12 protein-coding genes and 1 riboswitch are annotated in these 14,841 nt (G+C 40.0%); of the genes, 1 reads left to right on the forward strand and 11 read right to left on the reverse strand.

From position 1 onward, the window contains the following. Positions 1-175: 175 nt before the first annotated feature. From BAE31_RS18625 to BAE31_RS18645, 6 genes are all read right to left on the reverse strand, one after another. On the reverse strand, positions 176-439 hold the full coding sequence (locus BAE31_RS18625; protein ID WP_041109561.1) for a YpbS family protein: 264 nt from the start codon (positions 437-439) through the stop codon (positions 176-178). Between the two features lie 41 nt (positions 440-480). After that, on the reverse strand, positions 481-4,077 hold the full coding sequence (dynA, locus tag BAE31_RS18630; RefSeq protein WP_076841087.1) for a dynamin GTPase: 3,597 nt from the start codon (positions 4,075-4,077) through the stop codon (positions 481-483). Between the two features lie 132 nt (positions 4,078-4,209). Beyond that, positions 4,210-4,317, reverse strand: a complete 108-nt coding sequence (gene fbpC / locus BAE31_RS20070) for a Fur-regulated basic protein FbpC (RefSeq protein WP_306299200.1) — start codon at positions 4,315-4,317, stop codon at positions 4,210-4,212. Positions 4,318-4,381: 64 nt separating this feature from the next. Then, positions 4,382-4,891 carry an isoprenylcysteine carboxyl methyltransferase family protein gene (locus BAE31_RS18635; protein ID WP_076841088.1) on the reverse strand — a complete coding sequence of 170 codons (510 nt, stop codon included), beginning with the start codon at positions 4,889-4,891 and terminating at the stop codon, positions 4,382-4,384. Further along, positions 4,888-5,988, reverse strand: coding sequence for a type III polyketide synthase (locus tag BAE31_RS18640; RefSeq protein ID WP_076841089.1), 1,101 nt, complete (start codon positions 5,986-5,988; stop codon positions 4,888-4,890). The genes BAE31_RS18635 and BAE31_RS18640 overlap by 4 nt, the downstream gene beginning before the upstream one ends. Before the next feature lie 318 nt (positions 5,989-6,306). Then, entirely contained in the window at positions 6,307-6,813 is a 507-nt protein-coding gene (locus BAE31_RS18645) for a GrpB family protein (RefSeq protein WP_075623370.1), read from the reverse strand. A 674-nt stretch (positions 6,814-7,487) separates the two neighbouring features. Here BAE31_RS18645 and BAE31_RS18650 point away from each other — a divergent pair. After that, positions 7,488-8,345: a polysaccharide deacetylase family protein gene (locus BAE31_RS18650; protein ID WP_076841090.1), complete on the forward strand. Its 858-nt coding sequence runs from the start codon at positions 7,488-7,490 to the stop codon at positions 8,343-8,345. A 186-nt stretch (positions 8,346-8,531) separates the two neighbouring features. Here the strand turns inward: BAE31_RS18650 and pbuX are convergent, their stop codons facing one another. From pbuX to BAE31_RS18675, 5 genes are all read right to left on the reverse strand, one after another. After that, positions 8,532-9,851, reverse strand: a complete 1,320-nt coding sequence (gene pbuX / locus BAE31_RS18655) for a xanthine permease PbuX (protein WP_076841091.1) — start codon at positions 9,849-9,851, stop codon at positions 8,532-8,534. Next, positions 9,848-10,432, reverse strand: coding sequence for a xanthine phosphoribosyltransferase (gene xpt / locus BAE31_RS18660; RefSeq protein ID WP_041109573.1), 585 nt, complete (start codon positions 10,430-10,432; stop codon positions 9,848-9,850). The genes pbuX and xpt overlap by 4 nt, the downstream gene beginning before the upstream one ends. 117 nt (positions 10,433-10,549) lie before the next feature. Continuing rightward, positions 10,550-10,649: riboswitch (purine riboswitch) on the reverse strand. A gap of 136 nt (positions 10,650-10,785) precedes the next feature. Beyond that, positions 10,786-12,291 carry a carboxypeptidase M32 gene (locus tag BAE31_RS18665; RefSeq protein WP_076841092.1) on the reverse strand — a complete coding sequence of 502 codons (1,506 nt, stop codon included), beginning with the start codon at positions 12,289-12,291 and terminating at the stop codon, positions 10,786-10,788. Between the two features lie 125 nt (positions 12,292-12,416). After that, on the reverse strand, positions 12,417-14,354 hold the full coding sequence (locus tag BAE31_RS18670) for an ATP-dependent DNA helicase (RefSeq protein WP_076841093.1): 1,938 nt from the start codon (positions 14,352-14,354) through the stop codon (positions 12,417-12,419). A gap of 75 nt (positions 14,355-14,429) precedes the next feature. Continuing rightward, a complete protein-coding gene (locus tag BAE31_RS18675; protein ID WP_024422762.1) occupies positions 14,430-14,627 on the reverse strand; it encodes a hypothetical protein in 198 nt (65 codons plus the stop codon). Positions 14,628-14,841: the final 214 nt, after the last annotated feature.

Raw genomic sequence — 14,841 nt, forward strand, 5'->3', positions numbered from 1 at the left:
TGGGGATTACTTTTGACCGTATTGCATTTTTTTCGATTCTGCTTCTGCGTAGGACGGCATCTCTTTTTGTTTAGGGTTACGCTCATCCTGCTTTTTTGCATGCTGCTTTTTTTCCATCATCATTCCCCTTTCTCGGTTCACTTGTTAAGATGACCAAAAAAGAGAAAGTTACTCTTTACTTCTGTTTTCGTTCGACATACTCCCTGACCATATCAATTGTGACATGCTTACGCAGAGGAACAATTCCGCCTCGTGCAAGCTCATTCATCTTCGAGGTAATCGCATTGATCTCGTCAGTTGTAAATGGTTCGTTTTGCTCACACTTGAAAACAGCAGTCTCTATTGCCTGCTCTCTTTTCTGCTCAAGCGCAAGAAACGACTTGATATGAGCATTCTGTTTTTGTGAATGTGCGGAAATCTCTTCGTGTACGCTCGTCATTTTTTATCAACTGCTTTCTTTTTTATATAGTCTATCATGAATCAAATGGTTTTCAACTGGTTCTTCCATTCATTTGTTTGTTTGTATACTTGTTCTATCATCGCCTGCTCTTTCGCATCTGTCGTCAAGCTCATGATAAATGTTTGTTTTTGTTCACTCAGCTGCTTGAGCGCTTCTGTTTCATATCTTTCAGTAAAGGTCTTCACCATCATATCGTATCTGCTCTGTAGTTCTTCTTTTTCTTTATCTGCCCATTTCGTCGTTAACTGGAAAAGAACATCTCGAATCGCTTCAATAAACGCTGCCTTCCCGTTCTGTTCAAAGAAAGCTTTCGCTGATTTTTGCTTCTTTAAGAGCGGCTCAAACGGCGTCAGGTCCGCTTCCACTTCAATTTGTTTCAGCTCTGCATTTTTCTCATCTGGCGGCGACAGCCGGAGAGAAAAGTAAGGATCTTCTGCACACGCAGCCTGTAATCCTTTCTCCCACTCCTCTTTGAAGTATTGAGTGATAAACGATTCCATTCGAATATCAAGCGCTTTTATCTCCTGTACAAATTCAAATTCATAATCCTTTAACGCCTGTTCCAGCGCTTTTTTCAACTCCTGTCTGAAGTCCCCTTGAGATATTCCAGGATAAAAGGCTGTCTTTAACAGATCATTTGCATAAAGTGACAAGCGCTGAACAATGTGGTAAAGCTGTTCGTGCAAATCCTTTTTCACACTTTCTGTCACTAACTTAGATCGTTTAATATGACTCATTTGATCAACGATCGCTTCATAGGATGTGTTTATCTTTTTCTTTTCTGCTTGCTTTTCATCTTCCGACTGATGCAGCGTCTCATGCAGCTTCTCAACTGTTCTACATAATGTACTGGCTTCAAAATACAGAAGCTCAATCGCATCTTTCGTTAATTCTTCCTCAATAAAATAGTCGAGCTGTGTTCTAAGCTGTGCATACTGGTTATAAGGCGACTGTCCCTTTCCTTCGATCTCTTCCTTGCTGGATACGTGATGAAGGTTTGGATGCCGGATGCCTTCTTTTGTGAGCTCGTTTTTCACATAGTCAAAGACGGTTTCAAGCTCTGTTTGATCCTTTGCGAGGTCAGCTGCATTGATAATAAAAAACATTTTATCCATGCTAAATGAATCTTTTACAAGCCCGAGTTTACGTAAAAATGACCGGTCTGCTTTTGAGAAAGAATGCTGGTAGTAAGTTAAATAAAGAAGGGCATCAGCATCCTTCATATATTGAAAGGCAATCTCTGTGTGACGTTTATTCATACTGCTGGCGCCTGGTGTATCAACAATCGTCAGTCCTTTATCTGTTAAAGGTGTACTTAAATAGACCGTCACTTCCTTCACCACACAAGAAACAGCCTCTTCTGCCACATATGGCTTTAATTCTTGCAGGGTGACATTGAGCGGTGTTTGTTTTTGAATGGAATCACGGAACTTTTCATGAGCGTTTAAAAAATGGTCAACAATGATGCGGTGATCCTGTTCAAGCTCTCTTTTTTTCAGTGTTCGCTCGAGTTTCGCTTGAAACGTATCTCCCTTTTCTTCTGTTATAGAATAACCGAGAATTTGATCGAGCTCCTCTAATATTTCCTGCTCGGTTTTGAACACTACTTTCACACTTTCATGCGGATGGTCTTCTGTCGGCCGCGTCAGCTTATTGATCGTGGCCGTCGTTGGTGTAGGAGATGATGGCAGCACCTTTCTCCCAACAAGGGCGTTGGCAAACGAAGATTTCCCCGAACTAAAAGCACCGAATAAGGCGAGTGTAAATTCCTTCGCTTGCAGCCGCTTTGTTCGTTTTTCAAAGGACTTTCTTTGAGACCCAAGCGTGTTTAATGGCATTAAAATTTGAGAAAGCTGCTCAAACTGGGCAATCGACTGTGCTGTCGGGATATGCTGTGATTGTCGCATTTGATCAAGCTCTGTCTGCTGCTGATTTTCTTTTTCGCTTTCTTCCGTATGAGTTGATGTTTGATTCTGATTTAGCTCGTCATGCTGCATCCGATGTTTTTTCACATAAAACCAATCTTCTTCGATCTGCTCATTTGTTCCGTTTTGCCATATATCCCAGACATGCTCAATATCTTTTCTGATTTGATCATTTTTTCCCATGCATTGCTCCAGCGCTTGGAGCTCCTGTGCTGCCTGGGTCCATTTATCTTGCTGCTTTCCCTTTTCATTCAGGAGCTGGGTTTTCAGCATCTCGGTCATTTGTTCAATCAATGGTATTGCTTTCTGTTTCGTCTGTCTTTTCAGTGCTTCACCAGCATCTTTTGCATATTGCAAAACGTATTCATTTGAAAATGTCGCACCGTGATGGATCACGTTTTCAAGCAGTGATTCTTCTACAGGCGTTTCAAACGCCATCACTTGATTTAATAATTCTTCACCAAGCTGATGCTTCTTGACTTCTTTTTTGAGCAGCTCAGCAATATGCCAGTCTACTTCTGCTTTCATTCTTGCTTTGACATCTGCTAAGAACTCATTCGCCCGCTTTTCTTTTTCCTGCTCGGTTTTATTTTTCGCGAACAGCAGACCTACCTTAAAGCCAGGTGCTTTCGATTCAATATAATCACTTGCGAGCTCCCTCATTTTAAATGGGGTTAGATTTGCATTTTTTAAAATGTTCTCGACTTCAGAAGACACTTCATCTTCTAACTGTTTTGCTCCATTTTCAATGAAGCTGCTTCTCGCTTCAAGTTCCTTCACTTCTTTTCTTTTTTCTTGAAGCTGTAAATCAAGATCCTCTTCCTGCAGCTCTTCTTTTAATGAGTCAATATGTTCTTTTAAAACATGCTCTATTTTCTGCTCGGTATAGGCGCGAAGCGATGCTTTCGGCAATGTTTGTAATTCTTGCAGTTTCTCGATTAAACGAATCATTTCGTTTCTTGGATGCGACTCATCAGTCACAGATGTAAAGTATAGATGTTCTTCTTCAATGCCCTCTTTTTGAAGCATATCAACTACTTGATTTTTGTAGTCTTCAAACGCTGTCTCATGTTCATCATGTCGATCGACTTGATTGACGATGAAATAAAGATTTGGCACTTTCTCTTTAATGGAGCGAATGAAACGAATGTTTTCCTCCGAATGAACATGGTTGTAATGAACGACATAAAAAAGAGCATCTGCTTGGTGAAGAATAGACGCAGCAGATAAAAAGTGAGCATGATCCGTTGAATCAATTCCGGGCGTATCAATCACTGCCACCTTTTCTTCCAGTCCTCTATAGTCCCCGCTAATTTCCACCATTTCAATCTGTTCTCCATCCTTACAAAAACGCTGAACTGCTTCTTTATCATAAGAACCGCTCATTTTTGCAAAACGGCCATCTGAGGTGTGAAGCTTCACTTCACTCTCCCCTTTCCTCACGACGACCAAGTTTGCACTTGTTGGAATTGGACTCGTTGGCAGGATGTGATCATGAAGCAGATGATTCACAAGTGATGACTTTCCAGCTGAATAGTGGCCGGTAAATGCGATATACACTTCTTCTTCTGCTTCCTTTTTGATAATCGATGCAAGTTTGACTGCGCGTTCATGATCATCCCTTTTGAGAAGGCTTTGATATAAAGCACCTGTAGTTTGAACGAGCGAATCTCGAATAGACAAGTCTTTCATGACGATAAACCCCTTTGTTTTTAGAAAAGTCAGTTATGTATGTGATACCATTTTACACAAAATGAAGAGATTTTTCTTCTGATCTAAGAAAATAAAAAAATCTGCTGCCCGATCAGTCGCAATTGACTGCGATCAGGAAGCAGATTTTTTAGAAACACCTTTTAATACGAAGCCAATTAATAGGCTGTATACACAGACTGTACCGAGTAAGAAAACCATTGTCATGTGATCACCGTCCATCCTTCGTGATTGAGAATGCTTATCATTAATGAAAGTGTATCACAATTGATAATGATTTTCAATATTAATTTAACAAATACTGATTGAGCGCTTTCTCTTCTGTTTGAATTCTCACAGCCATCATCCATGCATTTAAACATGTGAACAAAATGGCGGTAAAATAGGCATTAAACAATAGCGGAATCAGCATAAGCTCAATCGCCACCACGACATAGTTAGGATGCTTTAACCAGCGATAAGGTCCTTTTTTCACCATCATCGCATTTGGTACAACTAAAATCTTTGTATTCCAATATGTCCCAAGAGAACATAATGCCCAGTATCGAATCACCTGTGTGGCCAGCAGGAAAATGAGCAGCACAATAAAATAGCGTGACGGCGTCCTGTTTAACCCCCATACCTCAACCATGAGTGAGAGAAAAAAGCCCGCATGCATAGCGACCATATAAGGATAATGACTTGCACCAAATTCAATGGCACCGATCGCTTTTACTTTCTTTTCATTTCTTTTAGCCACAAGCATTTCAATAAGCCGCTGACAAACGAAGAAACCAATGACGAGCCAAATGATCATGATAAGACCTCCTCCCATTTCATAAGCAGTAGCTCTGAGGAAAAGCCCGGACCAAGCGCTCCGCAAAGACCCATATCTCCCGCTTCAGCAGATTGGTGTTCAAGATAATGTTTGATCACATACATAACTGTGGCAGAGGACATATTCCCGTGTTGTTTAAGTACCTCTTTTGATGAAAAAAGTTGATCCTCTTGTAAGGATAGACTTTCAATATAGGCGTCAATCACTTTTTTTCCTCCAGGATGAGCAAGAAAAACTGATAGATCTTCTGCCGAATACCCTTGCTGCTCTAAAAATTGATCAACCTGCTCTTTTAACCAGCCGGAAATAATGGAAGGAATGTCACGGGAGAAAATAACCCGAAAGCCGTCACTTGTAAATTCCCAGCCCATCACATCCTCAGACTCTTTCATTGTGACGGATTGTGTACCAATTACTTTAGGGACTGTTTTTAGATGGGTATATTCTGATACACCTTTTTCTCCAGTTAAGAGTACCGCTGCTGTCCCGTCTCCGAACAAAGATGTACCGATTAAATTGCTTTTTGATTGATCTTGCGGCTGGAAAGTTAAACTGCACAGTTCACAGGCGACAACCAGCACCTTTGCTTCTGGAAATGCCCTTATGTATTCGTAAGCCCGGGACAACCCTGCCGCTCCGCCTCCGCACCCTAATCCCCAGATCGGTACTCGTTTCGTATAAGGCGAAAAAGGAAGAACATTCATCAGTTTTGCATCAAGACTCGGTGTCGAAAGTCCGGTGCTTGAAATAAAAAACAATGCATCGATCTCTTCAAACGGAATCGGTTTTTTCAGGAACGCTTTCTCATGAAGACAGTGTATGACCGCTTCCTTTGCATGAGCCAATGCTTTTTCTAAATAGAGATTGTTTTTCTCCTCAAAAGAGTGGTGCGTCTGATACCATTCAATTGGCTGCACAAACTGTCTGCTCTCGATTTCTCCGTTTTGAAAAGCTCTCAGCAGCCGGTCGATATCTTTAAACGATCGTTTAAATTGGGATCTAGCAAAATCAGCCGCCTTTTTCTGATCCACATGATGTTTTGGCAGACTCGTTCCAACAGAAAGAATGTACGCCATCGGCTTCACCTCTTTTTTCGATTAATATCCCCTATCGAAAAAAGGATATACATGCCAAAACGTCACAATTCAGTCAAAATATTTTCCTCCGGCTAACTTTTTGTCTTGACGACAATTGATAAATATTGGATAATATAGGTGAAAACATGATGTAGTTTTCCTCCTTCACAGGTTCGTTCTAAGCCAAGCGAACCTGCTTTTTTTATGCATACTGTACAAGAATTATGTTGATTTAATGAAAAAAGAAAAGGACTCCGTTAATTGGGAGTCCCACTATGAATGACCTCTCTTACGTACACCTAAAGCGCAAAGCTTCGCCTAAATCTTTTCAAGGATTGACTTAATAAAATCAGTTTTTTCATCTGCGTATTTGTGTTTGTCATTTTCATGTAAACTTGACAATTTGAGTTTAAGCTGTTGGTATTCACTTCTAGCTTGCTCGTTATTGCTCAAGTAATCTCTGAAATTTAACTGTTCAAGTAAATACTTATTGTCTCTTTGGTACATATGGATTTGATGTGTTCTTGGTTCTCCTTTATTAAAGTAGTGTCTTTCAGGTAATACATTTGTTCCTTTATATGAGTAACCGAGTCCTTCCAAAGCTACTACACATTTTTCTCCATCAAAAAAATGATCTATTTCAATTGCAATATCAATAATTGGCTTAGCACTTAAACCTTTTACTGCTGTACTTCCAATATGGTGTACATTGATTATGTATTGACCAATATCACCTATTATCTTGCGCTTTTCTCTTTCAAATTCTTTTGTCCACTCAATAGACCAAGGGACTAAAAAGACTTCCCCTCTTGGTAATCCAAGCATTTGCTTATCCCACCTTTTTAATTTCAACGTCCATTTGGAAAATTTTAATAAACCAAGTTTATCATAGGTCTCATTTGTAGAGAGCAGACAGATTTCAATAATAATCCTATTCGTTTAGATCTATTTCCTGATTGATGTCATTCAATACGATTCTTAACAATTCACTCTCATGTTATTTTATATCTAAAGAAATGAGTTTTCACGTTCACCTTTTACATAGTAGCCAATCTCTGATTCAGTTGTACTGACTTTGATTTCTTTTGTTTCTTCTTTATTTTGTAGGGGTAAGAGCTTTTCTCTATGTATTTCGCGATTGATAGCCTCTATCTCCAATATCCACATGAGCATCCTTTTTTCAATGAAATCGTCATTTTACAACACACGGAATCTCCCTTCACTTCGCATTAATGGTTAAAACTGTTGCTATCTTAGCGTATAAATATCAACGTTTCGATCATTATTCAGAATTATTTCATTTAAACATGAATGGATCACCTTTTATTCTGATCAACACAAAGAAATAACCATAAAATGCTAATTTTTTTGATTATTATATATGAAAAGGTGTTTTTTTCCTGTATACTTAATCGATATGAACACCATGAAAAACAGTGAAAAAAGACAGAATCTACTACATGATTCGGCACAAAATTTAATTGACTGGAGTGATTGTAATGAAAAAGGTGTCCAAAAAACAGACACCCTACAACACGATACTTCTCTCGAAGATAATTGGTTTAGTGCTTCTTACACTGTTTCTCTTTTTTATCTGGGATATGTCTAAACCCCATTTGCAGGCGACAAATGGGCAAGCAAAAAATGTTGCTAGCAGTGACCTCCGTGACACAAGCATCAGTCTGAAAGCAAAAGATCAGTCTACAAGAACATTGGATACACATTTTAAGACCAATCCAAACCAACAGGCAACGAATAAAACGGTCTTTTTAACATTTGATGATGGTCCTTCTGCTACATCAAATCAGCTGTTAAATGTATTAAAAGCACATCAGGTGAAGGCGACGTTCTTCATGCTTGGACCGCAAATCCAAGCACACCAATCAGCTGTGAAAAGACTTTATCAAGAAGGACATCAATTAGGTCTTCATGGCATGACGCATGATATAAACCGCTTTTATCAGAACAGCGAGTCTCCCGCAAATGAAATGAGAGAAGCTCAGCGTATTCTTGCCTCTGTTACAGGCGTCTACAGCCGTCTTGTAAGAACCCCCTATGGCAGTGTTCCAAATTTAACATATCATCAAAAAGTACGTTTAAACCAAAATGGCTTTATTTACTGGGATTGGACGATTGATAGCCTTGACTGGAGATATAAAAACTCACAATATGTTCCAGAGGTGTTGAATCAACTGCAAATGTTTGAGATAAATAAACCATGGGAATCAAAAGTGATTTTAATGCATGATCAACCCTCTACCACGAACTATTTAGATAGCCTGATTACACAACTAAAAGCAAGGGGCTATACATTTGCAGTCATTAACGAAACAATGCCACCGGTACAACATGAATAGCACTAATCACAAAAAGCCCGTATCCAAAAGATGCGGGCTTTCAGCTTGTAGACAAACCCTCACACGCTCCTTCCTAGGATCCTAGGACTTCAAAGGTTTTTTATCAAGCTAAAAAGAAGACAAAGAGCTAAAATAAGTCATTTTAGCTCTTTGTCCATAATCTGAACCCCTCTTCAAGAGAGGGGTTTACATAACAGATTGCTTAGGTTCTTCTACCAGGTCATGCCCGGCTTCTTTTTTAAATGGAATCATGTGATAAATAATATGAAGCAAAATAGCGGTAAAGCTTCCGGCCACAATTCCGTTACTTGTTAATAATTTAATCGAATCTGGCAGATGCTCAAACATTTGCGGTACGACAGTAACTCCTAAGCCGATTCCCACGGAGCAAGCAACGATCAGCAAGTTCTCCTGCTTTGCAAAGTCCACGCGCGAGAGCATTTTAATACCGTATGCAATGACCATCCCAAACATCGCAACCATTGCACCGCCAAGAACTGATTTTGGAATAATCGTCGTAAAGGCAGCGATCTTAGGAAAAAGACCAAATAACATGAGCAATGCCCCTGTTACGACAATGACTTGGTTTTTCTTGACGCCTGTTAACTGGATCAATCCAACGTTTTGCGAGTAGGCTGTGTACGGAAAAGCATTAAAGATTCCGCCTAATAACACAGCAATCCCCTCTGCCCGATAGCCTTTAGCCAAATCCTTCTCTTTTAATGACCGGTTTGTTAAATCACCTAATGCGAAATAAACGCCTGTTGATTCAACTAATGACACAATCGCAACTAACGTCATGGTCATGATCGGTGCAAATTCAAAGGTCGGCATCCCAAAATAAAATGGCTCAATCATCCGGAAAATCTGAGCGTTTGCTACCTCAGCTGTTTCCACTTTCCCCATAAACGCAGCAACTGCTGTCCCAAGAAGAATACCGATTAAAATGGCGATCGCCTTCATAAATCCTTTCGTGAATCGATAGAGCAGTACAATGATAAACAATACAAGGAAAGCGAGTCCTAGATTTTCAAAAGAACCATAGTCTGCACTTCCTTCTCCTCCTGCCATATTGTTCATCGCTACAGGAATGAGGGTGATACCAATAATGGTGACGACAGAACCTGTGACAACAGGCGGGAAAAATTTCACAAGCTTCCCAAAGAAAAAAGAAAGAAGAATGATAATACATCCTGAAGCGATAATACTTCCATAGATAGACGAAATTCCATACTTAGAGCCAATCGCAATCATAGGCGAAACCGCAGTAAATGTACAGCCTAATACAACAGGCAGACCGATCCCAAAGAAGCGGTTTTTCCATACTTGAAGCAATGTGGCAACCCCGCACATGAAAATATCCGCAGAGATTAAGTAAGTCAGTTGTGCAGGCGTGAGCCCGAGCGCATCTCCAACAATGAGCGGTACAAGAACAGCACCGGCATACATTGCCAGTACATGCTGAATACCCAGTGAGAGCGTTTTGACTTTTTTAGCGGCACTCATGATTGTACCTCCCGTACAAACGTGACTTTCCCTTCCTCAAGTGATTCAATACGTGCGAGAGATTCAACGCGGTAGCCCATTTGCACAAGCGCATTTCTTCCAGGCTGGAATGATTTTTCAATGACAATGCCAAATCCGGCTACTTTCGCCTTCGCCTGCTTTGCAATCGCAGCAAGCCCTTTCGCAGCTTCACCATTCGCTAAAAAGTCATCGATGATTAACACACAATCATTTTCACTCAGATGCGTATTTGAAACAGCAATCGTGCTTTCAACTTTTTTCGTAAAAGAGTACACACTGGCTGTTAACAGGTTATCCGTTAATGTGAGTGATTGACGTTTTCTTGCAAACACAACAGGTACTTGAAGAGCAAGCCCAGCCATCACAGCAGGTGCGATGCCAGAAGATTCAATTGTGATGATTTTTGTAATGCCATCCTGCTTAAATAATCTAGCAAACTCTTGCCCGATCTCATGCATTAACACAGGATCAATTTGATGATTTAAAAAAGCATCTACCTTTAACACTTGATTTGACAGAACGATTCCTTCGTTCTCAATTTTTTGACGTAACAATTCCATCATTCTTCCCCCTAGCATATTGGCAAACATTCAATTTTTGGCATAAAAAAAGCATTGCTGTCCATGAGGAGCAAGCAATGCGAAAACGATCAACGGATCTTCAGCTCAAACAAGAGCTGTTTCATTTTGCTCACTCATAGTCGGACCTTATCGGTGTCCGGTAGAAACTTGCGTGCCATCATCACGCGATTATATGAGTGTTATAGTGTTCAAATTATAACAAGATTTCAGACGCTTGGAAAGCACTTTTCTAGAAAAATACCGAACTTAAATAATAGATCAGAACAAAATGTTCGTTTTTAGAATATTCAAGCATCAAAAAAGCACCCCTCTCACGAAAGGGTGCCCTTCTTTTATGATAAATACAGTTTCGTATATTTATCCGTTAAGTAGTCGATTAAATATTGAACATTTAATTCTTCGCCTGTTGCATCTTGAATGATTTCAGATGGCTTTTTCCGTTTACCATGCTGGTGAACATGTTCCGTCAGCCATGCTTTTATCGGTGCAAAAGACCCAGTTTGAATAAGCTCATCAAAATTTGGTAAATCTTTGATCATTTGCTGCTTTAATTGCGCTGCATACATATAACCAAGAGCATATGAAGGGAAATAGCCAAAGCTTCCATCAGACCAGTGAACATCCTGCAAGATACCGAGTGCATCATTAGGAGGCGTAATGCCAAGATACGCTTGATATTTTTCATTCCAAAGTGCAGGCAGATCTTCAACCGCTACTTCTTCATTGAAAATCGCTTTCTCAATTTCATAGCGGATGATAATGTGAAGCGGATACGTCAGTTCATCGGCTTCAATTCGAATGTAAGTCGGCTTCGATTCATTCACTGCATGCACAAAGTCTTCTAAAGAAACATCTTTAAATTGCTTAGGAGAAGCTTCTTGCAGCTTTTGATAATACGTTTTCCAGAAATCTTCGTGTCTGCCGATAAAGTTCTCAAAGAAAAGAGACTGTGATTCATGGATACCCATCGAAGTCCCATCACATAAAAGTGTTCCGCTCAGTGCTTCATCAATGTTTTGCTCATAAATCGCATGACCACATTCATGAATCGTTCCAAAGATCGCCATTCGAAAATCATGCTCATCATAACGAGTCGTCACACGTACGTCACCTCTGCTTAACGTTACAGCAAATGGATGAACTGTTGTATCCAGGCGGCCTGCGTCAAAGTCATATCCTAATTCTTTTAAGAAAAAGAGACTCAATTCCTTTTGTTTATCGATTGGGAAGCTTTTCGATAAAAATGAAGTATCTGGCTTATTAGGTGAGGCTTCGATTTTTTTCACAAGAGGAACAATAGCGTCACGAAGTGCACCAAACTTTTGATCAAGCTGTTCAACCGTCATATCTGGCTCATAGTTATTGAGCAGCACATCATAAGGCGTTTTTTTCACGCCCCAATATTGGATGAAGCGCTTGTTAAAGTCAATAAGCTGTTTTAAATATGGTGCAAAGAGTGAAAAGTCTGATTTCTCCCTTGCTTCTACCCAAACATGCTCCGCTTTTGATTGTAAAATCGAGTATTCTTTAAATTCTTCTTTCGGAATTTTACTGTTTTCATCATACTCTTTTTGTGATAATTCGAGCGCCTTCTGTGTATCTTTTGACAGCTCATCTCGATGTTTGTTTAATGCTAGAAGAAGATCTCTCATTTCGTCAGAAGTCTTCATATTAAAAATATCACTTGATAATTGACCGATCGTTTCAGCTCTAAAATCCGCACTTTTTTTAGGTGCTTGTGTTCTAGAGTCCCAATAAAGTAAATGGAGCGCCTCTGTATAATGGGCGATTTTCCCTAGTAATTGATAAAACGCTTTCTCAGTTGCTTCAAGACTCATGCGTTTGTTCCCCCAATCAATAAAATATGTATGTACGTTTCAAGGCTACTTCAATGAATGTTCTTTTGTCAATGAAAAAGGAGGATACACCATGGTATCCTCCTTTTTTGCAAGTTTTCACCTATTTAAGATATGATGATGGGCTTCACTGGCAGGACGGATTCAATTTTACTTTGAAGCTCAGTATCTTCCTTACGATCAAAGTAAATATGAATGCTTCCTGCATCTTGGCTTGTCCGGATCAGTCTTCCGATCCCTTGGCGTAAGCGAAGCAGCATATACGGAAGGTCAACTTCAGCATGTGCATCCTTTGCTTCATTCCGTTTCGCTTCAAATACTGGATCATGCGGCGGATAAGGAAGTCCCCAGATGATCACATTCGTTAATGATTCACCTGGAATATCAAGCCCTTCCCACAGATGAACTGAGCATAACACGGATGTCTCATCAGCTTGGAACTTTTGAACAATCGTGCTGATTTCCTCGTCTCCCTCAAAATATACGTCAAACGGCAGTGATTCATTTGCTACTTCAAGCTGTTTTCTAAAGAAATGAAGTTCATCAAATGAAGGGAATAGAATCAGAGATCGTCCTCCATTTTCTTTCAGCTGAGTGATCACTTGCTGTGCTTTTGCCTCTTGCTCAGTGAGCTGCTGAATTCCGTGGAAATAAATCTTCATTTGTTCATCGTAATCATATGGCGAAGCGACACTCATTGATAAGTAATCTTTAATCCCGAGACTTTCAGCTAAATAATCAAAGGATTGATTCTCAGACAATGTAGCGGAAGAGAAAATATATGGTCTTTTTTGCGAGAATACTTTTTCGCCAAGCACCTCTGCGACCGTCTTCGGCATCACAACAAATGTTGTATCTAATTCCTGTTTTTCCAGCCAGCTAATGGCATTTTTTTGATAAAGCGATAAAGAATACGCCATTTGTTCAATGTATTCTTCCACAACAGATAATTCGTATTGATCGATCGTATACATCTCAGATTCAAACACGAGCGCTTCTCCGATTTTTTCAAGCAAGTCACACAATTCACTTGCAGAACGCTTCACCTCATCCACACGCCCAATTTCAAGCCGGTGCGAGCCTTTGACTTCTTTGGCATGCGTTTTTAAGAGATAAAAGAACTCATCGTTTGTTGCAAGTGCATCTTCAACAAGCTCTGCAAATTCTTCGCGTATGTCGTTTTGCAAAAGACGTTCCAAAAATGTTTCGAGCGTTGATTGCTTCACTCGGTACGTTAACGCTTTTTGTGCGGCAAACTCGAGAAGATGTCCCTCATCAAATACGACGGAGCTATGCTCAGGAAGCAGCGGAAGCTGGCCCTCACGTTTCCGGGATTCCTTTGTCCACACATGCTCCATGTAAAAATCATGTGAACAGATGATGAGATCTGTCGCTTTCCGGTAATGATCTCTTGATAAATTCAGACCGCAGCGATGACGCATATCGCACGTCAGGCAGTCCTGAAACGAGTCATAGCCAATTCGTGACCATTCATCATTTGATAACTCTGGATACTCTTTTCGATCGCCATACGGATAAAAGGTTTGCATGCCATGTGATTCATGAACAAATGAAGGCAGTGATTCATAAATATCGAGCCACTTTTCATCATCTTCACGCTGCATCGTTTTCTCCAGCTTCTTTAAGCATAAATATTGATCATGCGATTTACTTAATCTCGCATCTATTTGAATATCAAGGTGATTGGCAATTTTATAGATATCACCTTCTTGTTTAACGAGCTGTTCAATTAACGTTTCGTCTGCACATGCAATAATCGCAGGCTTCCCTGTATACCTTGCATATGTGACGGCAAATAATAGATAGACGATGGTTTTGCCTGTGCCTACCCCAGCTTCGGCAAACATCACACTTTTTTCTTTAAAGGCTCTTTCTAGTTGAAAAGCCATAAATATTTGTTCATCTCGAAGATCAAAGCCCTTTTCTGGCAAAATGTCATAAAACACATCACCAATCCAGTTGCCCAGTTCTTCGTAAAAATTGTGTTCTTTTGATAATGAAAAAGGCAAACGAGATGCTGTCACCTGCTTCAACCCCCAACTTTTGAATCATTCAGACATTCAATAGTACCATTTACGCTGGGGAAAAACAATCTTTTTTTATGAGCGCAGGCGATGTTGATAGCTTTCCTTCATTAAAAATGCATGCTCAGAACGTTCTATGTATGCCTGAGCCAGCGCCAAATCTTCGATGGCCGCCGTAAGCTGAGCAGATTGTCCACCTTCATGCCCTTCAATTTCTTGAGCAGTCGAAGCGAGTGCTTTTTGGATTAACTGAATTTGATCATAATGAATCATGAAGACACCTCTTTTTTTAAAATCAAGTTCAGTTTATTCCGTCTCGCTGAGAGTTATACCTTTTCAGTACAAAAAAGCCGCACCTTCTGGGACTGACCCCCGTTTTTGAGACAGGGATCAAAACACCTTTATAAAACAGCCAGTTGCCGAAACTCTTTTGGTGACTGGCTGTTTAATTTCAATTGAATTCGGATATTGTTATAATAATCAATAT

Source organism: Bacillus sp. I-2 (genome assembly GCF_001974945.1).
Lineage (GTDB): Bacteria > Bacillota > Bacilli > Bacillales > Bacillaceae > Bacillus > Bacillus safensis.